Here is a 23,144-nt window from a genome sequence, read left to right on the forward strand (position 1 = left end):
TACCTTTCTGCACAGCTCCCGGATTGCCGCATGACCGACAGTTTCGTCACTCAGTGCCCGCATTGCCAGACCAGCTTTCGCGTCACCCACCACCAGCTGAGTGTGGCGCGCGGTGTGGTGCGCTGCGGCCACTGCTTGCAGGTGTTCAACGCCGCCAAGCAGTTGCTGGAGCAGAACCGTAGCGGTACTGCCAGTGCACCCATGGTGCCTGCGCCGGTACCTGCTGCGCCGGCCGAACCGGTGGTCGAGCCGGCGATTGCCCCCGAGCCGGCCGTCAGTGCGCACAACAGCACACCTGACGAGGACTGGGCACTCACCGCCCAGGCGCTGGATGAGCTCGACCTCGACAAGGAACTGGAGCGCCTGGAGCGTCGTGGCCAACCCGCCTCGGCACGCCCGGCCAACCTGGACGACGGGCTGCAGGCGCGGCGCGACGAGCTGCAGCCGGACGAACATGTCGACGACCTGTTCGGTACGGCCACCGACGAACCCTTCGAGCCGCAACCGGCAGCAGAGCCTGAGCCAGTGTTGCTGGCACCGGAGCCCCTGGAGCTGGAACCGGAGCCGGACCCTGGCGAGCGCACCGAACCGACCTTGGGCGGCAACCTGGACCTGGACATCGACGACGAGCCGCCGGTAAACCGCGCCGCCGAAATCGATGACCACGTCGAATTCAGCGAGCCGCTGCGCGCCAACGACGATGAATTCCCGGAGCAGGGCCTGAGTGCCCGTGACGATGAGCCACTGCCACTGCACCTGTCGGCGCGTGACGACGACCCTGTCGAAGCGCTGCCAGGCGAGCGCCAGGAACCGAGTTTTACCGACAAGCCCGAGCGCGCAGCGCGCAAGGAGCCGCTGGTCGATGTGGTCGACGACCCGCTGCAGCTGGGCTGGGAAAAGCCTGCGCCCAACTGGGGAAAACGCTTGCTGTGGGGCTTGCTGACTTTGCTGGCCGCTGGCCTGCTGGCGTTCCAGTACGTGTGGTTCCACTTCGACGAAATGGCCCGCCAGGACCAATACCGGCCGATCTTCCAGCAAATTTGCCCGATGATCGGCTGCCAGGTACCGACTCGCGTCGATATCGCACGGATCAAAAGCAGCAACCTGGTGGTACGCAGCCACCCCGACTTCAAAGGCGCACTGATCGTCGATGCGATCATCTACAACCGGGCGCCATTCGCCCAGCCGTTCCCACTGCTGGAGCTGCGCTTCGCTGACCTCAATGGCCAGCTGATCGCCAGCCGTCGCTTCAAACCCAGCGAGTACCTGTCCGGTGAACTGGCCGGGCGTGGCGAAATGCCCAGCCAGACCCCGATCCATATTGCCCTGGACATCCTCGACCCGGGACCGAAGGCGGTCAATTACAGCCTGAGCTTCCGTTCGCCGGAATAACCGAAATAACTGCCGGAGGTGCTTTGCGCCCCATTCGCGGCACAAGGCCGCTCCCACACACCCTGTGGGAGCGGCCTTGTGCCGCGAATGGGCTGCAAAGCAGCCCCAGACCCTCGCCCATACCAAATGTCATAAGCCGACAACTGTTCAGATTTTATCCAAATCCATCTTTATCCAGGCACCGAGAGCGGGTATCATGCCCACCCTTTTTCGAACTCCAAGATTCGGCCCCACAACAGGGATCACCTATGTCGGCGGTACGCATCGGCCCATACACACTACGTAACAACCTGATCCTCGCGCCCATGGCCGGGGTCACGGACCAGCCTTTCCGTACACTTTGCCAGCGCCTGGGCGCGGGCATGGTGGTGTCGGAAATGGTCAGCAGCGACATGAGCCTGTGGAACAGCCGCAAGTCGAGCCTGCGCCGCATCCATGAAGGTGATCCCGAGCCACGCTCGGTGCAGATCGCCGGTGGTGATGCGCAGATGATGGCAGCGGCGGCGCAGGCCAACGTCGAAGCGGGAGCCCAGATCATCGATATCAACATGGGCTGCCCGGCAAAAAAAGTCTGCAACAAAGCTGCAGGCTCTGCTTTATTGAGAGATGAAGCCTTGGTCAGCGAAATCCTCCACGCCGTGGTCGGCGCCGTGGATGTACCGGTGACCCTGAAGATCCGCACCGGTTGGGACCGGGCGAACAAGAACGGCCTGAACGTGGCGAAGATCGCCGAACAGGCCGGCATCCAGGCGCTGGCGGTGCATGGTCGCACACGCGCCGACCTGTACACAGGCGAAGCCGAATACGACACCATCGCTGCCATCAAACAGGCGGTGTCCATCCCGGTTTTTGCCAACGGCGATATCACTTCGCCAGAAAAGGCCCGGGCGGTGCTGGACGCCACCGGGGTCGATGGCCTGTTGATTGGCCGGGCTGCCCAGGGGCGGCCATGGATCTTTCGCGAGATCGAGCATTACCTGCGCACCGGCGAACACCTGCCGGCACCGCAACTGGACGAAGTGGAACGCATCCTGCTGGAGCACCTGGCCGCGCTGCATGCCTTCTATGGCGATGTGATGGGCGTACGTATTGCCCGCAAGCACGTTGGCTGGTACCTGGCAACACGACCCGGCGGCAAGGAGTTTCGCTCCCGGTTCAACGCTTTGGAAGACACACAAGCGCAGTGCGCCAACGTTCGCGCGTTTTTCAGTGAACGTCGACAGAGCCTTGAGACAGAGGACGGACAAGGGGTGGCCGCATGACGATGATGACCGAGAATTTTGTGAGTGGAACAACGCCCGTGAGCGACAACGCCAACCTGAAACAGCACCTCAACACGCCGAGCGAAGAGGGCCAGACCCTTCGCGACAGCGTCGAGAAGGCGCTGCACAACTACTTCGCCCACCTGGAAGGCGCGACCGTGACGGACGTGTACAACCTGGTGCTCTCCGAAGTCGAGGCGCCCCTGCTCGAAAGCGTGATGAACTACGTGAAGGGCAACCAGACCAAGGCCAGCGAGATGCTCGGGCTGAACCGAGGCACCCTGCGCAAGAAGCTCAAGCAGTACGACTTGTTGTAAGCCAGAATCCCAACCAGAAAAGGCGGCTCCCTGAACAGAGACGCCTTTTTTGCTGACTCCACCGCGTTATTGGAACCCGAAATGACCGACCAGACTACCCGCCTGCCAGTCCGCCGCGCCCTGATCAGCGTCTCCGACAAGACCGGTATCCTCGAATTCGCCCGTGAGCTGCAGCAGCTCGGTGTCGAGATCCTGTCCACCGGCGGCACCTACAAGCTGCTCAAGGACAACGGCGTGAACGCGGTGGAAGTGGCCGATTACACCGGCTTCGCCGAAATGATGGATGGCCGGGTCAAGACCCTGCACCCGAAGATCCACGGTGGCATCCTCGGCCGCCGTGGTACCGACGACGCCATCATGAACGAGCACGGCATCAAGCCGATCGACCTGGTTGCAGTCAACCTGTACCCGTTCGAAGCCACCATTTCCAAGCCTGGCTGTGACCTGCCGACCGCCATCGAGAACATCGACATCGGCGGCCCGACCATGGTCCGTTCGGCTGCCAAGAACCACAAAGACGTCGCCATCGTGGTCAACGCCAGCGATTACGCCGGCATCGTCGAAGGCCTCAAGGCCGGCGGACTGACCTACGCCCAGCGCTTCGACCTGATGCTCAAGGCGTTCGAGCACACTGCCGCCTACGACGGCATGATCGCCAACTACATGGGCACCATCGACCAGGCCAAAGAGACCCTTTCGACCTCCGCACGCAGCGAGTTCCCGCGCACCTTCAACAGCCAGTTCGTCAAGGCCCAGGAAATGCGCTACGGCGAGAACCCGCACCAGAGCGCGGCGTTCTACGTAGAAGCCAAAAAGGGCGAAGCCAGCATTTCCACTGCCGTGCAGCTGCAGGGCAAGGAACTGTCGTTCAACAACGTGGCCGACACCGACGCCGCGCTGGAGTGCGTGAAGAGCTTCGTCAAGCCGGCCTGCGTCATCGTCAAGCACGCCAACCCATGCGGCGTGGCTGTGGTGCCTGAAGAAGAAGGCGGCATCCGCAAGGCCTACGACCTGGCCTACGCCACCGACACCGAGTCGGCATTTGGCGGCATCATCGCCTTCAACCGTGAACTGGACGGCGAAACCGCCAAGGCCATCGTCGACCGCCAGTTCGTCGAAGTGATCATCGCCCCGAAAATCTCCCAGGCTGCCCGCGACGTGGTTGCCGCCAAGCAGAACGTACGCCTGCTGGAATGCGGCGAGTGGCCAGCCGAGCGCGCTGCCGGTTGGGACTTCAAGCGTGTCAACGGTGGCCTGCTGGTGCAAAGCCGCGATATCGGCATGATCACCGCCGATGACCTGAAGATCGTCACCAAGCGTGCCCCGACCGAGCAAGAAATCCACGACTTGGTATTCGCCTGGAAAGTGGCCAAGTTCGTCAAGTCCAACGCCATTGTCTACGCCAAGCAGCGCCAGACCATCGGCGTTGGTGCCGGCCAGATGAGCCGCGTCAACTCCGCTCGCATTGCTGCAATCAAGGCAGAGCATGCTGGCCTGCAAGTGCAGGGCGCGGTCATGGCGTCGGATGCGTTCTTCCCGTTCCGTGACGGCATCGACAATGCGGCTAAAGTGGGTATCAGCGCCGTGATCCAGCCGGGTGGTTCGATGCGTGATGCCGAGGTGATTGCTGCTGCTGACGAAGCCGGCATTGCGATGGTCTTCACCGGAATGCGCCACTTCCGCCACTGATTTACGGCAATCGGCCGCACTGAAGCAGGCATCTGCTGCGTTGGGGCCGGTTCCGCTGATGCTCATTGCCAGAAGGCAACTCCGCTCATCGGAACCGGCCCCGCCTTGCATCTACCTGCTTCATTGCGACCTCGTACAGCGTGAGGCTTTGCCTCCCGTCCGAAAGAATTCGAGGTTTTGACATGAAAGTTTTGATCATCGGCAGCGGCGGCCGTGAGCACGCCCTGGCCTGGAAAGTTGCCCAGGACCCACGCGTCGAGAAAGTCTTCGTTGCCCCAGGCAACGCCGGCACCGCTACCGAAGCCAAGTGCGAGAACGTCGCCATCGACGTGTGCGCCCTTGAGCAACTGGCCGACTTCGCCGAGAAGAACGTCGACCTGACCATCGTCGGCCCGGAAGCACCGCTGGTCATCGGCGTGGTCGACTTGTTCCGCAGCCGCGGCCTGGACTGCTTTGGCCCAACCAAGGGCGCGGCCCAGCTGGAAGGTTCCAAGGCCTTTACCAAGGACTTCCTGGCGCGTCACAAGATCCCGACCGCCGACTACCAGAACTTCACCGAAATCGAGCCGGCACTGGCCTACCTGCAGGAAAAAGGCGCGCCGATCGTGATCAAGGCCGACGGCCTGGCTGCGGGCAAGGGCGTGATCGTCGCCATGACCCTGGCAGAAGCCGAAGCCGCCGTACGTGACATGCTGGCAGGCAACGCCTTCGGTGAAGCCGGCTCGCGCGTGGTGATCGAAGAGTTCCTCGACGGCGAGGAAGCCAGCTTCATCGTCATGGTCGACGGCCACAACGTGCTGCCCATGGCCACCAGCCAGGACCACAAGCGCGTCGGCGACCAGGACACCGGCCCGAACACCGGCGGCATGGGTGCCTACTCCCCTGCCCCAGTGGTCACCGCCGAGGTGCACCAGCGCGTGATGGACCAGGTGATCTGGCCGACCGTGCGCGGCATGGCCGAGGAAGGCAATGTCTACACTGGCTTCCTCTACGCCGGGCTGATGATCGACAAGGCGGGCAACCCCAAGGTCATCGAGTTCAACTGCCGCTTCGGCGACCCGGAAACCCAGCCAGTCATGCTGCGCCTGGAGTCGAGCCTGGTGCTGCTGATCGAAGCTGCATTCGCCAAGGCGCTGGACAAGGTCGAAGCGCAGTGGGACCCGCGCCCGAGCCTGGGCGTGGTACTGGCAGCTGGCGGTTACCCGGGCGACTACGCCAAGGGCGACGTGATCAGCGGCCTGGACGCTGCGGCCAAGATCGAAGGCAAGGTGTTCCATGCCGGTACTTCGCTCAAGGATGGCCAAGTGGCCACCAACGGCGGCCGCGTCCTGTGTGCCACCGCCATGGGCAGCACCGTTGCCGATGCGCAGCAGCAGGCTTACCGCCTGGCCAAGGAAGTGAGCTGGAACGGCAGCTTCTACCGTACCGACATCGGCTACCGGGCCATCGCCCGCGAGCGCGGTGAGCACCAGCAGTAAGTACTACCGGAGCGCCGTGGTGCCTTGCGCACACGGCACCCGGCTCGTCGACAGGGCCCGGCCTGGGCCTTGCCTTCGACTTGGCGCGCCGCGCATAGTTAGTACCCGGCACATCGGCTAAGAAGGGATTTCGTAGTGCGTCGGCTTCGGATTGCCTCAGCTCTGATCGTCAGCTTGCTGACCCTGCTCTGCATGTTCCCCGCTGCGGCCGAACATGACGGAGGCTGGACCGTTCTGCTCGACGAACAGGCCAACCTGCAACTAAGCGACGTACGCTCCGAGCGTTACCGCAACCAGTTCAGCCCACTGATCCTCGCCGACCTGGATGCCGCCCCGGCGGAACAGGCCTTATGGCTGCACTACCACCTGCAACCGGGCGACCAGGAACAACTGCTGCGGGTATTCGCCCCAGACTTGTCTGCCCTGGACTTCTACGCCCTCGACGGCGACAAACTTCTGCGTCAGCTGCACCACGGGCGCCTGGCCGGCAATGCCAGCCCCACCCTGCGTGGCAGCGACCATGTATTGCCCCTGCCCAACAGCAAGCAACCCCTGGACATCTACCTGCGGCTGGTCTCCGAGCATCAGCTGCGCCCGGCCATCAGCCTGGAGCCAGCGGCCGTAGCCGCCGCCGAACAAGGCCAGCCGCTGCTGTTCGGCATGCTGTTCGGCGGTTTGGTGATGCTGATCATGCACAACCTGATCCGCTTCCTCTACAGCCGCTCCAGCACCACCCTGATCCTGGCGCTGTACCACGGCCTGATGCTGCTCAGCGGCCTGATCCTGCTGAACCTCAGCGGCCCCTGGTGGCACGTGTGGCACAGCGCGCAAACGCCCGCCGCCTACCTGACCCTGGTACTGGCTGGCCTGGCCGGGCTGTATTTCACCCAGCACTTCTTCTCGCCGTGCAATTCGCCACGGCTGAACCGCCTGCTGCAAGGCGAAATGCTGGTGGTCGGGGTCAGCGGCCTGGTGCTGTTGTTCGTCGACACCCTGCCCCTCAACCTGATGACCTACGCCTTGCTGGCCCTGGGCAGCGTGAGCATGCTGCTGGTCAGCAGCTACCACTGGTACAAGGGCTATGCGCCTGGGCGCCTGTTCAGCCTGGGCATGGTGGTGTTCAACCTGGGTGGCCTGGTGCTGCTGCCGGCCCTGCTCGGCCTGACCCGCACCTCGACGCCTTGGCTGCTGTGCATCCTGCTGGGGCTGACCGTGGCCAGCGGCCTGCTGCTCAACCTGGCGGTCAGCGAACGCCTGCGGCGCATGAGCGAAGAGCGCTTCAGCGCCAGCCGTGCGCTGGCCGCCAGCGATGCTGAAATCAACGCCAAGGCCGAGTTCCTGGCCAAGATCAGCCACGAAATCCGCACCCCCATGAACGGCGTGCTGGGCATGACCGAGCTGCTGCTGGGCACGCCGCTGTCGGTCAAGCAGCGCGACTACGTGCAGACCATCCACAGCGCCGGCAATGAGCTGCTCACACTGATCAACGAAATTCTCGACATTTCCAAACTGGAGTCGCGCCAGATCGAGCTGGATGACGTGCAGTTCGACCTCAACGCGCTGATCGAGGATTGCCTGAACATCTTCCGCGCCAAGGCCGAGCAGCAGAACATCGAGTTGATCAGCTTCACCCAGCCGCAGGTACCGCGGGTGATCAGCGGTGACCCGACGCGGCTGCGCCAGGCCTTGTCGAGCTTGCTGGACAACGCCCTGAAAAACACCGACCAGGGCGAGATCCTGCTGGTGGTGGCGCTAGACCAACGGGGCGAAGTGCCACGCCTGCGCATTGCCGTGCAAGACAGTGGCGAGCCGCTGCCTGCCGCTGACCGCGAAGCCTTGCTACAGGCCGAGCTGCACAGCCACCACTTCCTTTCCAGCAACAAGCTGGGCGGCCATCTCGGGCTGGTCATCGCCAAGCAGTTGATCGGCCTGATGCAGGGCGAATTCGGCATCAAGAGCAGCACCGGCATGGGCAATACCCTGTGGCTGACACTGCCGCTGGACCCTTCGCGCCTGGAGCAACCACCGGCCGACCTCGACGGTCCGCTGCGCGATGCCCGCGTGCTGGTGGTGGACGACAACGACACCTGCCGCAAGGTGCTGGTGCAACAGTGCAGCGCCTGGGGCATGAACGTCAGTGCGGTGCCATCGGGCAAAGAGGCGCTGGCCCTGCTGCGCACCAAGGCGCACCTGCGCGACTACTTCGACGCCGTGCTGCTGGACCAGAACATGCCTGGCATGACCGGCATGCAGCTGGCCGCCAAGATCAAGGAAGACCCGAGCCTGAACCACGACATCCTGGTGGTGATGCTCACCGGCATCAGCAACGCACCGAGCAAGGTCATTGCGCGCAACGCCGGGGTCAAACGGATACTCGCCAAGCCGGTGGCCGGCTACACGCTGAAGACCACCCTCGCCGAGGAGCTGGCCCAGCGCGGCCGCGAGCAAGCGGTGCCTGCCAGCCTGCCTGGCATCCCGCAGGCGCTGGACCTGCCTGGTGATTTCCGCGTGCTGGTCGCCGAGGACAACAGCATTTCCACCAAAGTGATCCGCGGCATGCTCGGCAAGCTCAACCTCGAGCCAGACACCGCCTGCAATGGCGAAGAAGCCTTGCAGGCAATGAAAGCGCAGCGCTATGACTTGGTGCTGATGGATTGCGAAATGCCGATCCTGGACGGCTTCTCGGCCACTCAGCAACTGCGTGCCTGGGAAACCGCCAACCAGCGCCAACGCACCCCGGTGGTGGCGCTGACCGCGCACATTCTTGCCGAACACAAGGAACGCGCGCGGCTGGCGGGCATGGACGGGCACATGGCCAAGCCGGTAGAGCTGTCGCAGTTGCGCGAGCTGATCCAGTACTGGGCCAACCACCGCGAAGCCCAGGTAGACCCGGCGCATACTTCCTGATCTGTAGCGCTTGTGCCGGCCTATTCGCGGGTAAACCCGCTCCCGCAGGATAGCGCCGCCCTCAGGTCTGATGCAGTACCTGTGGGAGCGGGTTTACCCGCGAATAGGCCCGCACAGGATAGCAACTGAATCTGCTGATAAACTCTGCCCAGCCCTAACTGCCTGGACTGCCCCCATGCTCCATGAGTTGTTCAGCGTCTACCTGAAAATGCTCGTGCTCTACAGCCCGTTCTTCGTGCTGTCGTGCTTCATCAGCCTGACCCGTGGCCACTCCAGCAAGGAGCGCAAGCAACTGGCCTGGAAGGTGGCCTTTGCCGCGCTCATCGCCAGTGTGCTGCTGTACCTGTTCGGGCGGGCGATCTTCGGTATTTTCGGCATCACCGCCGACGCCTTTCGTATCGGCGCCGGCAGTGTGCTGTTCATTTCCGCGCTGGGCATGGCCCAAGGCAAATCTGCCGTACAGGCCGATAACGTGCAGCAGGACGTCACCATCGTACCGCTGACCATCCCGCTCACCGTCGGGCCTGGCACCATCGGCGCCTTGCTGGTGATGGGGGTGAGCCAACCGCACTGGGATGACAAGTTGCTGGCAATCATCAGCATTGCCTTGGCCAGCTTTACCGTGGGTTTGGTGCTGTATCTGTCGCACCGTATCGAGCGCCTGCTCGGTGACCAGGGCCTGCAGATTGTCAGCCGGCTGATGGGGCTGTTCGTCTGTGCCCTGGCCGCGCAGATCATCTTTACCGGGATCCGCGGCTACCTGTTGCCCTGACGTTCTCTGGCCAGCCGGCCGGGTGCCTACAACTGCAGCTCATGTATGGCCTTGCCATTTTGCTTGTCGACACTGGCCTGTGCCCGCTTGCGGTAGTCTTCGCGGAACCCCTGCAAGTTGAAGTGAATCACTTCGACGCGTATGTCCTCGACCTTTACTTCACTGTTCGACTGCATGAACAGGAATTCCTTGAACGTCTTTTTCATCGACACTTCCATGTGAACCATCACCATGTCGATAGCGCCGCTCGACTGCTGGGCGCACGGCACCAACTGAAAACGCCCAATGGTTTTGGTAACGGCCCTGGATTCAAACGCGGTCAATGCCTGGCTGTTTTTTCGCAGCGCCTGCAAAGAAAGCTCGGCAGTTTTGGCATGGTCGGCTAATCCTGCCTGACGAATCTGGGCCAGCGCTTGGTCGGCCAGGCTAGTCCTGTCGCGCCCTGGTCGACGCTCGTCAGGCGAATGTTTGCCATCGAAACCCATAAAAGCTAGATTGCGCCAGTAATTCTTGAACCAGTCCTTTTGAAAGTTTTCGTCAAATTCCGACCAAGCAACTTGCTGGGCAAAGGCAGTGGCCAACAAGATATCTTCGCGCGCTTCGCGACTCACACCTGGCAGGAATGACAGCAGCCCGCTGTGGACAAGCTTGCCACTGGCCGCCTTTTGATTGAATTCACTCATTTTGGGCTCCTGAAGATACAAAAGTTCTGACCCTGCTGCGGTACTGCATTTGTTTGAGCTTTATGGAGTCGTGCAGGCCCGCGCTTATCGAATGGATCACCTTTTCATGGGTTTGATAATTGCCATCGAACTGCCGGGTTGCGTGGCCGCTCGCAAGGCTCAGCGGCTGCCTCAGCCAATCCGCAGTCAGTTTCTCTGCAGTGCTGAAGCCTAACTCGGTACTGATGACGCTTGAGTCGGCCAGTATCAGGCGCAACTCCACACGGACATGACTGATGCCTTTGTCATCTGGCGGCCGAACGCATTCCACCCATAACAACTGCTCAATGGCAGCGTCTGGTTGGGCGGAGTAAGCATCGAGGCATTCGGCTACCGGCTCGCGCAAGGTGCCGAGCACACCTGCCAGGAGCCTGTCCCGCAGGATCTGCCACGGTTCGCTGGCGGATGCCTGTGTCGCAACTGGAGTGCCGCAATGCAGGGTGGCGATATTGCAACCGAAGCCGCCCTGTACTCGTAGATATTCCTTGTGCCACGCAGCATCCTGAATGGCATGGCCTTTTTTGGCGGTCAGGTAGGCAGCCAGTTGAACATCCAGCAGTGCTTCCGCTCGTGAAGCGCTGACGGAATTATCGATCAATACCAAGCTGTTGCCGTTTAACCACAAAGTGTAATTGGCTTGCATCTGCATGCCCTCCAGGCCTGCCGAAAACATGCCGACAGGCCCACTTCATAGTTAGAGTTCCAGTGCCAGCAGGACCTGCAGGGCATTGTCGTCAAGCTTGGTTTCTACCAGGGCACGAACTTTGTCATATTGGCGTTGATCGAAATTCAACACCGCACCACAGGCAAAGTTGGAGGTACCGCTGCTTTCCCACTTGGCCAGCAGATAGTTGGCCGTCTTGTCGGGCTTGGCGTCGGTCTGGATCGCACTGACAAGCATCGCCACCTGGCCGGCGGCCGTCTCCTCGCATTTGGTAAGGCTCAGCCCGGTTCGGTCATCTTCCACCGACTTGCGGTCGAGCAGCTCGACGTTCTTGGTACTCGCGGCCAACGCTGCAATAACCGTTTTCCCGAGATTTTCCAGGGCAGTTGCCACATCACCACTGAAAACGCCGTAGGCCGCCTGCAGGCCCTTGCCCAGCAGGTTGCTGATCTCAAGTTGCATGTTGCTTTGGGTAATCTGCTGTACGTCGACGTTGGTCGGCGCCCAGCCCATCTTGGACATCAGGAAAATGTATTGCTTGAACCAGAGCTGAGTTTCAAGGATGGGGTCGTGTTGTTTATTGGCACCCTGCGTTGCCAGGGCGTGGCAAGCCTTTGCGGCATCGCGGTTTTGTTCACCCATTTGGTCGGGGAAGACGAACAGGTTCTTGTCAGGCAGGACCTGAAGTTGCAGCTTCTCGTTATCGGTCGTCATATCAAAGGTCTCCAAGAAGGTTACGGTTGAAGCCAAATGGCTCCAGCCGCAAACCTACCTGTGACCTGCGCATCAAACTGCCCCGAAGCAATTCCTCATCCCCCCGGGCTGCCACTGCTTACGGTTTGGTACCGTACCAGCGTGGGGTATAGACCCAGACCCCGCCAGCTGCGCGGTCGAACGCGCAGGTGGTGGAAGACCCCACCAGCACCATGGTGCGCATGTCGACCATTTCTGGCAGCAGTTCGGCCAAGGTGACTACCTTCAGCGTCTGCCCCGGCCTACCGATGTCACGGCCAAGGACTACAGGCGTGTTCCCCTCACGATGCCGCCGTACCACTTCCAGCGCCACGCCAAGCTGATGTGGCCTGGACCTGGAAATCGGGTTGTAGAACGCCAGCACCAGGTCGGCCTGCGCGGCCAGGTCCAGGCGCTTTTCAATGATCGACCAAGGCTTGAGGTTGTCCGACAGCGACATCACGCAGAAGTCATGGCCCAGGGGCGCGCCTGCCTGTGCGGCGGTCGCCAGCGAGGCCGACACCCCAGGCAGGATCTCGAGGTCGACGCGATGCCACGCCGGGTCACTCGACTCGTGCAACGCTTCAAGTACCGCCGCCGCCATGGCGAACACGCCTGGGTCGCCTGACGACACCACCACCACCGAACGGCCCTGAGCGGCCAGTTCGAAGGCATGCCGGGCACGCTGCATCTCTTCACGGTTGTCGGTGCAATGCAGGATCTGCTCGTCACGGAACGGGCCGGCCATGCGCACATAGGTTTCGTAGCCAAGCACATCCTCGGCGCGCGCCAGCTCGGCCTTGACCGCCGGCACCATCAGTTCGGCGGCACCCGGGCCCAGGCCGATCACCGCTAGGCGGCCGCGACGGCGACCGATCTGCGTCACTTCGACCGGGGCAGGCGCCACCGCGATGACCACTTCTGCCTGCTCGATCAACTGGGCATCAGGCAAGGCCGCCGCTACCATGCCAGCCACATCGTGCGGCTTGGCAGCAAAGCGCAAGGCAACGCCCAGGGCCTGTGTTGCCTCGTGCAAGGCGTTATCGCCCATGGCTTGTTCGTCCGCCAGTACGCAGGCCACAGCGGGCTCGGCGATGCCGGCTTGCTGCAAGGCAGCACGAATGCTGGCCAGGTTGCCGCCGGCAACGCCCACTACCACCGAACGCGGGTGGATCAGCAGTTCATCACGGCTGGCCGGGCGCGCCTGATGCCCCACATGGATGGTGCGCTGGGCCGCGTCGCTGGCAGGCAACTGCGCCTGCTGCAACCACGGTGCGTCGCCTTCGATGCGCACCGACTCGCCAGCCAGCAGGTCGGAGACAAAGCGCTTGCCTTGCTCGATATCCGCCAGGGCATAGCCCTGCGGCGGGTTCAACAGGCAGGTGCCGAAGCGCAGCTCACCACTGGTGGTGATGGCGGCGGCAACGCCCAGCGCTTCGGCAATTTCACGCGCCATCACGTTCACACCGCCCAGGCCACCGAGCAACGGCACTACCGCGCTGCCATCCTCGGCCACGGCCAACACCGGTGGCTCGCTGCCCTTCTCGTTGAGCAGGCTGGCCAGGCTGCGGATAACGATACCTGCTGCGCACAGGGCGATGATCGGCGTGTCCTGCTGGTACAGCGCGCGCAGGGTATCGCCGAAGGCGCTGTAATAGCAGTCGGCGCCTTCGACCCGGCCTTCCAGGCCATGGATCGTAGCCTGTGGATAACACTGCTGGATCCGCTGCGCCGTGGCCAGGCTGCCCGGGCCAAGAATGACGATTGCCGGTACCTTGTGCATGTTCAGCCCTGCCATTTTTCCCCCGGCACGATGATCAGCGAGAAGTACGGCGACGACTGCGGGTCGACCTGGTCCAGCGGTACGATCTTCTGGTTGGCCATAGTCGCCCGCTCTACATACAGCGCGCGCCCGTCCAGGCCCAGTTCGGCCAGCACGTCGCGCACCTTGGGGAAGTTGCGCCCCAGCTTCATGATCACCGCCGCATCGGCGTCGGCCAGACGGCGCTTGAGCTCCTCGGCCGGCAATACGCCAGACAGTACCGACAGGCTCTGGTTGCGGTAAACCAGCGGCGCACCCAGCACCGAAGCGCCACCCAGCATCGAGCAGACACCAGGGATTACCTCGGCTTCGTAACGCTGTGCCAAGCGGTCGTGCAGGTACATGTAGGAGCCGTAGAAGAACGGGTCGCCTTCGCAGATCACCGCCACGTCACGGCCGGCATCCAGGTGCTCGGCCACCTGCAGGCTGGCTTCGTCGTAGAAGTCGCTGATGACCTGTTCATAGGACAGCGGCGCCGGCAGCGCTTCGGTGGTTACCGGGTACACCAGCGGCAGCAAGGTCTGCTCGGGCTGCAGGTGCGCCTCGATGATGCCAAAGGCATTGCCACGCTTGCCCTTGGCCACGAAGTAGCCGACCACGGGCGCCTCGCGCAGCAGGCGCAGGGCCTTGAGGGTAATCAGTTCAGGGTCGCCAGGGCCCACGCCCAGGCCCAGCAGACGTCCACGCGGCACCATCATTCCACCTCCGTGGCCAGGGCGTTGACCGCGGCGGCGGCCATCGCGCTGCCGCCCAGGCGGCCCTGCATGATCACGAACGGCACGCCACGGCTGTCGGCGGCGAGCATGGCCTTGGACTCGGCAGCACCGACGAAGCCGACCGGGAAGCCGAGGATTAGCGCCGGCTTGGGGGCGCCGGCGTCGAGCATTTCCAGCAAGTAGAACAACGCGGTAGGGGCGTTGCCGATCACCACCACGCTGCCTTCCAGGTGCGGGCGCCACAGTTCCAGGGCCACGGCGGAGCGGGTGTTGCCAGCGTCCTTGGCCAGGCCCGGCACGCTAGGGTCGCGCAGGGTGCAGATAACCTTGTTGTCCGCCGGCAGGCGGGCACGGGTGATGCCTTCGGCAACCATGTGCGCATCGCACAGGATCGGCGCGCCGTTCAGCAGCGCCTCGCGCCCGGCCCGGCCGGCGCCATCGGAGAACTGCAGGCCATCGATGGCGTCGACCATGCCACAGGCGTGGATCACCCGTACGGCGAGCTTTTCGAGGTCTGCGGGGATCCGCTCGAGTCGGGCTTCCTCACGGATGATCCGGAAGGAATTGCGATAGATCTCCTGACCATCGCGGATGTAGTCAATCATCAAGGTGCTCCGTCGGCAGGTCGAGCATGGCGCCTGCTTCGTTCAAGGTAAGGTCGCTGGCGCGCAAGGTGCCGAAGCCCGGCTGGCGCGCATCACGCAGGTACAGGTCGTAACGGCCCGGCGAGCGGGCCAGCAGGGTGGCCGGGGCAACATGGGCCACGGCACAGGATCGGGGGCAGCCGGACAGGTGCACGCTGGCGGGGGCACCAGGGCCCAGCAGTGTGGCCAGGGTCACGGCGTCGGCCTTGGTCTCGCCCAGGGCCTTGGCGCAACCGCTGGCGCCGGTGCAGGCGCTGATGCGTGCCAGCGGCTCATGGTCGTGGCATAGCAGGCCGGTTGCGGATAATTCGGCCTTGGCCTGTTCGATGTGTTGCGCTTGCAGGTTGGTCAGCACCAGGCTTTGCCAGGGGCTCAGGCGCAGGCTGCCATCGCCCAGTTCACGGGCAATACGGGCGGCGCCACGCAGCATGGCCGGGGTCAGGCGGCCCTGGGGCGGGGCAACGCCGAGGGCCAGGCCTTGCGCCTGGGGCAATACGCCCAGCCATGAGGCGTATTGTGCTTCACGGCGCCAGTCGAGCACGGCAGAGTCGCGGCGGATATCCAGGCCGAGGCCGTCGACAAAATCGGTTACCGGGCACACCTCCAGCAACTGGCGCATGCGCGACTGCGCCGGGGTTGCCAGGTCGAGGAAGCGCTCCAGCACGGCACGCACCAGCGCCAGGCCCTGTTCCACCGGTACGGCGCCGAGTACTCGGCCGTCGGCCGGGCAACCCGCCAGGCCAAACGCCAGCCAGGTCTGCTGTTCCAGGCGCAGGGCCGACAGCCACAGGTCGTGGGGGTGTTCGAGCATGGCCAGGCTTTCGCCGGCATCCAGCTGCACGGCGAACTTGGCCGACAACTGATGGAAACGCGGGGTGCCTTCCAGCAGGTCGAGGATCTGCCCGGCCAGCGGCCGGGCGTCCAGCAGCATTGCCGGGTCATGCCCGGCCAGCGGGCTGAGCATCAGGTTGCGCACATCGTCACCGGCCGCCTCGCGCGGGCCCAGGCCGGCAGCGAGCAAGGTCTCGACCAGGGCACGGTGCTCGCTGCCAATGCCGCGAATCTGCAGGTTGCCACGGTTGGTGGCTTCGATCACGCCACCCGCGAAACGCTCGGCCGCCGCTGCCACCGCCTCGGCCTGGTCGGCCAGCAGCAGCCCACCCGGCAACTTGATACGGCAGATACCGCCATCACGGGCACTGACGATGCGCCACAACCCCGGGCAGGCCGAGGGGCGGGGCGTAACAATGGGGGCATGGTCCTGCGTCAAAGGGGCGTCCGGCAATCTGTGAAAATGCGCTTGAGTGTAGAAGGCGCGGTATTATGCCTGCTTTGTCCGGCGGCATGAAAAGCCGGTGGTCGAGCATCCTCGGCTATTGAGTAGAAATTCAGGACCGCGTCGCCCTCTTCGCGGGTAAACCCGCTCCCACAGGATCACCGTTGCCCCAAACGGCTGCGCAGTCCCCTGTAGGAGCGGGTTCACCCGCGAAGGGGCGCAAAGCGCCCCCAAAATTGGCGGATTTGAAACACATGACCCCCTGGCTGACAGTAATAGGCATCGGCGAAGACGGCTTCCCTGGCCTGGGCAAACAAGCCCGGCGCGCCCTGCTGAGCGCTGCGAAGATCGTCGGCAGCCCACGCCAGCTGGCCTTGCTGCCACGCTGCATAACCGCTGAACAGCTGGCCTGGCCCAGCCCGTTCTCGCTAACCCCGGTACTGGCCCTGCGTGGCGAACCGGTGTGCGTGCTGGCCAGCGGCGACCCGATGTTCTACGGCGTTGGCGCCAGCCTGGCGCGCCAGGTGCCTGCGCAGGAAATGCGCGTGCTGTCGATGCCCTCCTCCTGCGCCCTGGCCGCTGCCCGCCTGGGCTGGCCGCTGCAGGACGTGCAGGTGGTGTCGCTGGTGGCCCGCCCCTTGGCAGCGCTCAATGCACACCTGTACAGCGGCATACGCCTGCTGGTGCTGAGCAACGATGGCGACAGCCCGGCGGCAATTGCCGCGCTACTGCGCGAACGAGGCTTCGGGCCAAGCCGCCTGCGGGTATTGGAACACCTGGGTGGCGAAGAGGAGCGTGAGTTGGCCGGCACCGCCCAGGACTGGCCGCACGCCGATATCGCCGCACTCAATCTGGTAGCCATCGAATGCCTGGCCGCGCTCGACGCCCCACGCCTGCACCGGCTCGCCGGCCTGCCAGACAGCGCCTTGCGCCACGACGGCCAGCTGACCAAGCGCGATGTCCGCGCCATCACCTTGGCGCGTCTGGCACCACAACCTGGCGAGCTGCTGTGGGACGTGGGCGCCGGCTGCGGCTCGATCGGCATCGAGTGGATGCGCGCCCACCCAGCCTGCCGCGCCCTGGCCATTGAAGCTGACGAAGGCCGCCAGGGCTTCATCGAACATAACCGCGATGCGCTGGGTGTACCTGGCCTGCAACTGGTCCGCGGCAAGGCACCGGCAGCGCTGGAAGGCCTGGAGCAACCCGATGCAATCTTCATCGGCGGCGGCGTCACCCGCGAAGGCGTGCTCGACCGGTGCTGGGCAAACCTGCGCCCCGGCGGCCGGCTGGTAGCCAACGCGGTGACCCTGCAAAGCGAACTGGCCTTGGCGCATTTTCGCGAGCAGCACGGTGGCGAGCTGACCCGCATCCATGTCGCCCATGCCCAGCCCTTGGGCGCGTTCGACACCTGGCGCCAGGCGCTGCCGATCACCCTGCTGGAAGTGGTGAAGCCCGCCGATGCGTGAAGAAACCCACGAACAACCCGCGCCCCTGCGCAGCGGCCTGACCACCGGCAGCTGCGCCACCGCCACCAGCCTGGCGGCGGCCAAACTGCTGCTCACCGGGCAGCGTGACGATGCCGTGGATATCACCCTGCCCAAGGGCAAGGTGGTGCAGATGCGCCTGGAGTTCTGTCGCCTGGCTGGCGCAAGCGCCGAAGCCGGCACGCTCAAGGACGCCGGTGACGACCCGGACGTGACCCACGGCGCCCTGCTCTACAGTCAGGTACGCCTGCAGGGCGAGCCCGGTATCCGCTTCGTCGCCGGCCAGGGTGTCGGCACCGTTACACGCCCAGGTCTGGTGCTGGCCGTGGGTGAACCGGCCATCAACCCGGTACCACGGCGCATGATCAGCGAGCACCTGCAACGCCTGGCCGGCGAGTGCGGCTACGCCGGCGGCTTCGAGGTCACGGTCAATGTGCAGGGTGGCGAGCAGCTGGCGCTGAAGACCATGAACCCGCGCCTGGGCATCCTTGGCGGGCTGTCGATCCTCGGCACCAGCGGCATCGTGCGGCCGTTTTCCTGCGCGGCCTATATCGCCTCGATCCACCAAGGCATCGACGTGGCCCATACCAACGGCTACATGCACATTGCCGCGTGCACCGGCAACGCCAGCGAGGACACCATGCGCCGGGTCTACGGCCTGCCGGAAATCGCCCTGATCGAAATGGGTGATTTCGTCGGCGCGGTGCTCAAGCACCTGCGCAAGGTGCCGGTGCCGCGCCTGAGCCTGTGCGGCGGCTTCGGCAAGATCAGCAAACTGGCCGCCGGGCACATGGACCTGCACAGCCGCCACTCCAGCATCGACCTGCCGCAACTGGCCGGCTGGGGGGCAGACATCGGCGCCGACGAAGCCCTGCAGGCCGCCATCATCGGCGCCAACACCAGCCAGCAGGCCCTGGCCCTGGCGCATGCAGCCGGCATCGCCCTGGGCGACGCGGTATGTGCCCACGCCCTGGCCTTTGCCCGCAGCGTAGTGCCCGCGCAAGTGCAGGTGGAAGTGTTCGCCATCGACCGCCAAGGCGGCATCGTCGGCAAGGCAGGCGTGCAATGACTGCCCGTATCCTGCTGTTGGGTGGCGTCACCGAAGCCCTGGCCATCGCCCGCCGCCTTGGCCCGCAACATGTCTACAGCCTGGCCGGTATCGGCCGCGTGCCGCAGGACCTGCAATGCCAGGTACGGGTCGGCGGTTTTGGTGGCGCCGAGGGCCTGGCCAGCTACCTGCGCGAGGCGGGCATCACCCTGCTGGTCGACGCGACCCATCCGTATGCCGCACAAATCAGCCGCAATGCTGCCAGCGCTGCACGGATTGCTGGTATTCCGTGCTGGGCCTTGCGCCGCCCGGCCTGGCAGGCGCAAGCGGGGGACGACTGGCGCGAAGTCGAGGACTGGGCGAGGTTGGTCGACGCGCTCAAGCCGTTCCACAGGCCGCTGTTCACGCTGGGACGAGAGCCGCTGCAACATCTGGACGAGATTCCGCCGGAGCAGTTCTGGACCTTGCGGGCGCTGGAGGCATACGCTGGCAACTCACGCTGTGAAATTATCGGGGCTCGCGGCCCATTCAATATTGAAGATGAGCGCAGCCTTTTTGTTCAGCGGGGTATTGATGTGCTGATCAGCAAGAACAGCGGTAGCGTGGCGACCGAACCGAAACTGGAAGTGGCTCGGGAGCTTGAAATTCCGGTACTGATATTGAAACGTCCGACTTTACCGGATGTAGACCGCGAGTTCGATTCTCCGGTGTTACTGACGGCGGTACTAAAGACTTTCAATGACAAAGCCAGCTCTGATTTCATGATGGCTCGCGATCAACCCAAAGACCAACAACGGGAAGATCTGTAGGCCATTGGAACCTCCGCCCAGTACGCCGGAGTTATTGCATCGGCTTCAAGATCGAGCGCCGCCCGCGCGGCGCTTCGCGGGACAAGCCCGCTCCCACATCTGTTTCGGGCCAATTATTCCTGCACAAGATGGGTTGCAGCCCTGGTGCATGACTGGAGATAGATAAAGAGCAGTTGCCCACCCTCGATATCGAATAGAACAAACAAGGCGGACAGCGATGACCTCACAGGAGTGACTGGCCCGAAACAGATGTGGGAGCGGGCTTGTCCCGCGAAGCGCCGCGCGGGCGGCGCTCGATCTCATAGGCGCCGCATACCTATCGACAGGCTCCCCTGCGCCACAAGCCGTCCCTGTGGAATGCACCGCCAATATCAGAACACTCCTACAGCCCGCTCGGCCTCAGCTTAATAGCCTTAGCCCACACCGCTGCATTAAGCTTTACCCCACCTCCCCCGGAAGGTTTCACCCATATGGAAATGCAATGGTGGATCTGGCTGGTGTTCGGCATCGCGCTGATCCTGCTCGAACTGTTCCTGCCGACGTTCTTCATCCTCTGGTTCGGCATCGGTGCCGTGCTGGTCTCGCTTATCTCGCTGGCCGCCCCCAGCCTGCAACTGGACATGCAGGTGCTGCTGTGGGTGCTGCTGTCGTCGGCCACTACAGCGCTGTGGTTCAAGCTGTTCCGGCGCAAGCAGCCGGATGTGCGCTGGACCGCCGACAGCGTGATCGGCGAAGTGGGCTTGCTGACCTCGGGCGTTTCGGAGTTCCAGAAAGGCCGTGTGCGTTTCCAGAAGCCGATCCTCGGCAACGAAGAATGGACCTGCGTCGCCGATAGCGAAATCCCGACCGGCGAACGGGTGCGCCTGACCGCCATCGAGGGGAACACCGCCCGCGTCATCCGGGCCTGAAACCGCACTAAAAGGAATTTTGCATCATGACCAGCCTCATCGTCGTCGGCGCCATCGCCCTGTTCGTCCTGATCACAGTGTTCAAGGGGGTACGTATCGTGCCTCAGGGCGAAGAATGGATCGTGGAACGCCTGGGCCGTTACAACACCACGCTCAAGCCCGGCTTGAACATTGTCATTCCTTACGTGGACGTGGTTGCCTATCGCCTGCCGACCAAGGACATCATCCTCGATGTGCAGCAGCAGGAAATCATCACCAAGGATAACGCGGTGATCGTCGCCAACGCGCTGTGCTTCGCCAAAGTGGTCGACCCGCAGAAAGCCTCGTATGGCGTGCAGAACTTCTCGTTCGCCGTCACCAGCCTGACCATGACCTCGCTGCGTGCCATCGTCGGCGCCATGGACCTGGACGAAGCGCTGTCCAGCCGCGAACAGATCAAGGCGCGCCTGCGTGAGGCGATGTCCGAGCAGACCGAAGACTGGGGCGTGACCGTACGCTCGGTGGAAATCCAGGACATCAAGCCATCGGAAAACATGCAACTGGCCATGGAGCGCCAGGCCGCCGCCGAGCGTGAGCGCAAGGCCGATGTGACCCGTGCCGAAGGGGCCAAGCAGGCGGCAATCCTTGAAGCAGAGGCGCGCCTGCAGGCGGCCAGGCTGGATGCCGAGGCGCAGATCAGCCTGGCCGAGGCTTCGGCGCGGGCGATTTCGCTGGTGAAGGAAGCGGTGGGCAACGAGACCGTGCCGGCGATGTATCTGCTGGGTGAGCGCTATGTCGGGGCGATGGAGAACCTGGCCGGGAGCAACAATGCCAAGGTGGTGGTGTTGCCGGCGGATTTGCAGGAGACCGTGCGTGGGCTGATGGGGCGTAACAAGGCTTGAGAATGCCGGGGGCGCTTCGCGCCCCTATCGCGACACAAGGCCGCTCCTACAAGGACCGCGCATGCTGGCCATGGCGCGATCCCCTGTAGGAGCGGCCTTGTGTCGCGATAGGGCTGCAAAGCAGCCCCCAAAGCCACCCCGACCTGCGTCACTTCACCGCACCCCGCCATTTTTACCTATACTCGGCCTTACAATACCCACCACGATTCCTGACCGGATCTCTCCATGCCCCCACGTCGGCACATTGCCTGGATAGCCTGCCTAGCAGTGCTGTTCAACCTGCTGGCCATGCCGCTGTCTTCTGCCGCGCCCAAGGGCCCGGCCGAGCAGCTGCTGTGGGGGGCTTTCTGTTCCAGCATGGCCAACAAGGCCAAGGTCGATGTGCAGGCCCTGGCCAAGATCGACCTCGGCCCGCAAAGTGACGACAGCGCCGGCATGACGAACTGCTGGTGCTGCTCCGGCACCGCACCACTGCTGGCCCTGCCCGTCTACCCGCCGCAGTTGCACAACCCACCGACACTGCTTGCCGGGCTGTTGCCGCCACCTGCTGATTACCAACCCACGCCGCGCCAACTCTGGCCTGCGTTAAACCCCCGTGCCTCTCCGCTGGCCTGAGTTCATCACGCTGTCTGCCTGAACCTGAACAGAAACGGAGATTCACCATGCTCAAGCACGCCCTCGTCATGGCCGCCCTGCTGCTGCCCGGCGCCTTTGCCAATGCCCACGAATACAGCGTGGGTGACCTGCATATAGCCCACCCCTGGTCGCTGCAGCTGCCACCCAACGCGCCCAACGTGGCGGCGTATTTCGTGGTGCACAACAACGGCCAGGCCGATGACCGCCTGCTCAGCGTCGACAGCCCCATCACTGACGATGCACAACTGCACGAGCACGCCATGAGTGCCAGCGGCGCCATGAAGATGCAGCAGGTGCCCAGCGCGGTGGTGCCCGCCGGCAAGGACCTGACCTTCGCCCCCAGCGCCTACCACGTGATGCTGATGCAGCCCAAGGACCGCAGCCTGCTCGTCGACGGCAAGCGCTTCCCGTTGACCCTGCACTTCGAAAAGGCCGGCGACGTTACCGTCGAAGTGGCCGTGCAGAAGCAGCCGCCAACGGACCAGCCGCAAGCCCACGAACACGCGCACTGACACCTGCTGACAGGCACTCGCCATGAGCCTGCCGCGCAACAGCCTCAGCCGTACTACCCGCCCTGACCGCAGGCGCGCCGGTGGCGGATGGCTGAGCCTGTTCGCCATGTGGATGATCTTCATCGGCCCGCTGATTTCCCAGTCGATGCCGATGGACCACCACGCCGGCATGAGCATGCCGATGGACATGCCGATGGCGGCTCCCCATCAGCATGGCAACGACGCACATCACGGCCACGGCGGCGATGGCCAGTTGCATGTGATGTGGGAAAAGTGCGGTTACTGCAGCCTGTTGTTCAACTGCCCCGCCCTGCCCCAGGCCCTCAGCCCGCTCAGCGTCGGCAGCGTCATCCCCACCACCCACCTGCTTGCGTCAACGCACCAGGGCCATGCCCGGCAGGCTGTATTCCCCGGTGCCCGCAGCCGCGCCCCGCCGTCCTCGATCAACGTCTGAACCCACATTTTGCGCACGG

General features: G+C 63.8%; 22 protein-coding genes. 15 read left to right on the top strand and 7 right to left on the bottom strand.

Annotated elements, in window-relative coordinates; genetic code table 11:
• The first annotated feature begins 30 nt into the window (after positions 1-30).
• From ACIP1G_RS15115 to ACIP1G_RS15145, 7 genes are all read left to right on the top strand, one after another.
• Positions 31-1,392: a DUF3426 domain-containing protein gene (locus ACIP1G_RS15115; RefSeq protein WP_400738313.1), complete on the top strand. Its 1,362-nt coding sequence runs from the start codon at positions 31-33 to the stop codon at positions 1,390-1,392.
• Between the two features lie 248 nt (positions 1,393-1,640).
• Entirely contained in the window at positions 1,641-2,654 is a 1,014-nt protein-coding gene (gene dusB / locus ACIP1G_RS15120) for a tRNA dihydrouridine synthase DusB (protein WP_400738316.1), read from the top strand.
• A complete protein-coding gene (gene fis / locus ACIP1G_RS15125) occupies positions 2,651-2,971 on the top strand; it encodes a DNA-binding transcriptional regulator Fis (RefSeq protein ID WP_003249693.1) in 321 nt (106 codons plus the stop codon). The genes dusB and fis overlap by 4 nt, the downstream gene beginning before the upstream one ends.
• Positions 2,972-3,052: 81 nt before the next feature.
• A complete protein-coding gene (gene purH, locus ACIP1G_RS15130) occupies positions 3,053-4,660 on the top strand; it encodes a bifunctional phosphoribosylaminoimidazolecarboxamide formyltransferase/IMP cyclohydrolase (RefSeq protein WP_400738318.1) in 1,608 nt (535 codons plus the stop codon).
• 182 nt (positions 4,661-4,842) lie between these two features.
• Positions 4,843-6,138 (top strand): phosphoribosylamine--glycine ligase, encoded by a 1,296-nt coding sequence (purD, locus tag ACIP1G_RS15135; RefSeq protein WP_400738319.1) that lies wholly within the window; start codon positions 4,843-4,845, stop codon positions 6,136-6,138.
• A gap of 135 nt (positions 6,139-6,273) precedes the next feature.
• Positions 6,274-9,045 carry a response regulator gene (locus ACIP1G_RS15140; RefSeq protein ID WP_400738321.1) on the top strand — a complete coding sequence of 924 codons (2,772 nt, stop codon included), beginning with the start codon at positions 6,274-6,276 and terminating at the stop codon, positions 9,043-9,045.
• A 175-nt stretch (positions 9,046-9,220) separates the two neighbouring features.
• Positions 9,221-9,817 carry a MarC family protein gene (locus ACIP1G_RS15145; RefSeq protein WP_346643782.1) on the top strand — a complete coding sequence of 199 codons (597 nt, stop codon included), beginning with the start codon at positions 9,221-9,223 and terminating at the stop codon, positions 9,815-9,817.
• Between the two features lie 26 nt (positions 9,818-9,843).
• Here the strand turns inward: ACIP1G_RS15145 and ACIP1G_RS15150 are convergent, their stop codons facing one another.
• From ACIP1G_RS15150 to cobG, 7 genes are all read right to left on the bottom strand, one after another.
• Complete coding sequence (locus tag ACIP1G_RS15150; protein WP_400738323.1) at positions 9,844-10,500, bottom strand: hypothetical protein; 657 nt, start codon at positions 10,498-10,500, stop codon at positions 9,844-9,846.
• On the bottom strand, positions 10,493-11,182 hold the full coding sequence (locus tag ACIP1G_RS15155; protein WP_400738325.1) for a hypothetical protein: 690 nt from the start codon (positions 11,180-11,182) through the stop codon (positions 10,493-10,495). Before ACIP1G_RS15155 ends, ACIP1G_RS15150 begins: the two co-directional genes overlap by 8 nt.
• Before the next feature lie 51 nt (positions 11,183-11,233).
• Positions 11,234-11,953: a hypothetical protein gene (locus tag ACIP1G_RS15160; protein WP_400738327.1), complete on the bottom strand. Its 720-nt coding sequence runs from the start codon at positions 11,951-11,953 to the stop codon at positions 11,234-11,236.
• An 82-nt stretch (positions 11,954-12,035) separates the two neighbouring features.
• The gene (gene cobJ, locus ACIP1G_RS15165) at positions 12,036-13,733 is read right to left on the bottom strand and encodes a precorrin-3B C(17)-methyltransferase (protein ID WP_400738329.1); all 1,698 of its coding nucleotides are present in this window, start codon (positions 13,731-13,733) and stop codon (positions 12,036-12,038) included.
• Complete coding sequence (locus tag ACIP1G_RS15170; protein WP_400738331.1) at positions 13,721-14,455, bottom strand: precorrin-2 C(20)-methyltransferase; 735 nt, start codon at positions 14,453-14,455, stop codon at positions 13,721-13,723. The genes cobJ and ACIP1G_RS15170 overlap by 13 nt, the downstream gene beginning before the upstream one ends.
• Positions 14,452-15,078, bottom strand: coding sequence for a precorrin-8X methylmutase (locus ACIP1G_RS15175; protein WP_144175090.1), 627 nt, complete (start codon positions 15,076-15,078; stop codon positions 14,452-14,454). Before ACIP1G_RS15175 ends, ACIP1G_RS15170 begins: the two co-directional genes overlap by 4 nt.
• A complete protein-coding gene (gene cobG / locus ACIP1G_RS15180) occupies positions 15,071-16,402 on the bottom strand; it encodes a precorrin-3B synthase (RefSeq protein WP_400738334.1) in 1,332 nt (443 codons plus the stop codon). Before cobG ends, ACIP1G_RS15175 begins: the two co-directional genes overlap by 8 nt.
• 245 nt (positions 16,403-16,647) lie before the next feature.
• Between cobG and cbiE the strand changes: the two genes are divergently transcribed.
• From cbiE to ACIP1G_RS15220, 8 genes are all read left to right on the top strand, one after another.
• The gene (cbiE, locus tag ACIP1G_RS15185) at positions 16,648-17,859 is read left to right on the top strand and encodes a precorrin-6y C5,15-methyltransferase (decarboxylating) subunit CbiE (protein ID WP_400738337.1); all 1,212 of its coding nucleotides are present in this window, start codon (positions 16,648-16,650) and stop codon (positions 17,857-17,859) included.
• Positions 17,852-18,946 (top strand): cobalt-precorrin-5B (C(1))-methyltransferase, encoded by a 1,095-nt coding sequence (locus ACIP1G_RS15190; protein ID WP_400738340.1) that lies wholly within the window; start codon positions 17,852-17,854, stop codon positions 18,944-18,946. The genes cbiE and ACIP1G_RS15190 overlap by 8 nt, the downstream gene beginning before the upstream one ends.
• Positions 18,943-19,734, top strand: a complete 792-nt coding sequence (locus ACIP1G_RS15195) for a cobalt-precorrin-6A reductase (RefSeq protein ID WP_400738342.1) — start codon at positions 18,943-18,945, stop codon at positions 19,732-19,734. The genes ACIP1G_RS15190 and ACIP1G_RS15195 overlap by 4 nt, the downstream gene beginning before the upstream one ends.
• Before the next feature lie 470 nt (positions 19,735-20,204).
• Entirely contained in the window at positions 20,205-20,642 is a 438-nt protein-coding gene (locus ACIP1G_RS15200; protein WP_400738345.1) for an NfeD family protein, read from the top strand.
• Positions 20,643-20,668: 26 nt separating this feature from the next.
• Positions 20,669-21,523 carry an SPFH domain-containing protein gene (locus tag ACIP1G_RS15205; RefSeq protein WP_400738347.1) on the top strand — a complete coding sequence of 285 codons (855 nt, stop codon included), beginning with the start codon at positions 20,669-20,671 and terminating at the stop codon, positions 21,521-21,523.
• Between the two features lie 225 nt (positions 21,524-21,748).
• On the top strand, positions 21,749-22,138 hold the full coding sequence (locus ACIP1G_RS15210; protein ID WP_400738350.1) for a DUF2946 domain-containing protein: 390 nt from the start codon (positions 21,749-21,751) through the stop codon (positions 22,136-22,138).
• 47 nt (positions 22,139-22,185) lie between these two features.
• Entirely contained in the window at positions 22,186-22,671 is a 486-nt protein-coding gene (locus ACIP1G_RS15215; protein WP_400738352.1) for a copper chaperone PCu(A)C, read from the top strand.
• 22 nt (positions 22,672-22,693) lie between these two features.
• Positions 22,694-23,125, top strand: coding sequence for a DUF2946 domain-containing protein (locus ACIP1G_RS15220; RefSeq protein ID WP_400738355.1), 432 nt, complete (start codon positions 22,694-22,696; stop codon positions 23,123-23,125).
• Positions 23,126-23,144: the final 19 nt, after the last annotated feature.

It is taken from the genome of Pseudomonas sp. NPDC089392, from assembly GCF_044749595.1.
GTDB lineage: Bacteria > Pseudomonadota > Gammaproteobacteria > Pseudomonadales > Pseudomonadaceae > Aquipseudomonas.

What these genes read in the sequence shown, in the direction of transcription:
- ACIP1G_RS15115 (WP_400738313.1), top strand. Translation starts at nt 31, where the DNA reads ATGACCGACAGTTTCGTCACTCAGTGCCCGCATTGCCAGACCAGCTTT.
- dusB (WP_400738316.1), top strand. Translation starts at nt 1,641, where the DNA reads ATGTCGGCGGTACGCATCGGCCCATACACACTACGTAACAACCTGATC.
- fis (WP_003249693.1), top strand. Translation starts at nt 2,651, where the DNA reads ATGACGATGATGACCGAGAATTTTGTGAGTGGAACAACGCCCGTGAGC.
- purH (WP_400738318.1), top strand. Translation starts at nt 3,053, where the DNA reads ATGACCGACCAGACTACCCGCCTGCCAGTCCGCCGCGCCCTGATCAGC.
- purD (WP_400738319.1), top strand. Translation starts at nt 4,843, where the DNA reads ATGAAAGTTTTGATCATCGGCAGCGGCGGCCGTGAGCACGCCCTGGCC.
- ACIP1G_RS15145 (WP_346643782.1), top strand. Translation starts at nt 9,221, where the DNA reads ATGCTCCATGAGTTGTTCAGCGTCTACCTGAAAATGCTCGTGCTCTAC.
- ACIP1G_RS15150 (WP_400738323.1), bottom strand. Translation starts at nt 10,500, where the DNA reads ATGAGTGAATTCAATCAAAAGGCGGCCAGTGGCAAGCTTGTCCACAGC.
- ACIP1G_RS15155 (WP_400738325.1), bottom strand. Translation starts at nt 11,182, where the DNA reads ATGCAAGCCAATTACACTTTGTGGTTAAACGGCAACAGCTTGGTATTG.
- cobJ (WP_400738329.1), bottom strand. Translation starts at nt 13,733, where the DNA reads ATGGCAGGGCTGAACATGCACAAGGTACCGGCAATCGTCATTCTTGGC.
- ACIP1G_RS15170 (WP_400738331.1), bottom strand. Translation starts at nt 14,455, where the DNA reads ATGATGGTGCCGCGTGGACGTCTGCTGGGCCTGGGCGTGGGCCCTGGC.
- ACIP1G_RS15175 (WP_144175090.1), bottom strand. Translation starts at nt 15,078, where the DNA reads ATGATTGACTACATCCGCGATGGTCAGGAGATCTATCGCAATTCCTTC.
- cbiE (WP_400738337.1), top strand. Translation starts at nt 16,648, where the DNA reads ATGACCCCCTGGCTGACAGTAATAGGCATCGGCGAAGACGGCTTCCCT.
- ACIP1G_RS15190 (WP_400738340.1), top strand. Translation starts at nt 17,852, where the DNA reads ATGCGTGAAGAAACCCACGAACAACCCGCGCCCCTGCGCAGCGGCCTG.
- ACIP1G_RS15195 (WP_400738342.1), top strand. Translation starts at nt 18,943, where the DNA reads ATGACTGCCCGTATCCTGCTGTTGGGTGGCGTCACCGAAGCCCTGGCC.
- ACIP1G_RS15200 (WP_400738345.1), top strand. Translation starts at nt 20,205, where the DNA reads ATGGAAATGCAATGGTGGATCTGGCTGGTGTTCGGCATCGCGCTGATC.
- ACIP1G_RS15205 (WP_400738347.1), top strand. Translation starts at nt 20,669, where the DNA reads ATGACCAGCCTCATCGTCGTCGGCGCCATCGCCCTGTTCGTCCTGATC.
- ACIP1G_RS15210 (WP_400738350.1), top strand. Translation starts at nt 21,749, where the DNA reads ATGCCCCCACGTCGGCACATTGCCTGGATAGCCTGCCTAGCAGTGCTG.
- ACIP1G_RS15215 (WP_400738352.1), top strand. Translation starts at nt 22,186, where the DNA reads ATGCTCAAGCACGCCCTCGTCATGGCCGCCCTGCTGCTGCCCGGCGCC.
- ACIP1G_RS15220 (WP_400738355.1), top strand. Translation starts at nt 22,694, where the DNA reads ATGAGCCTGCCGCGCAACAGCCTCAGCCGTACTACCCGCCCTGACCGC.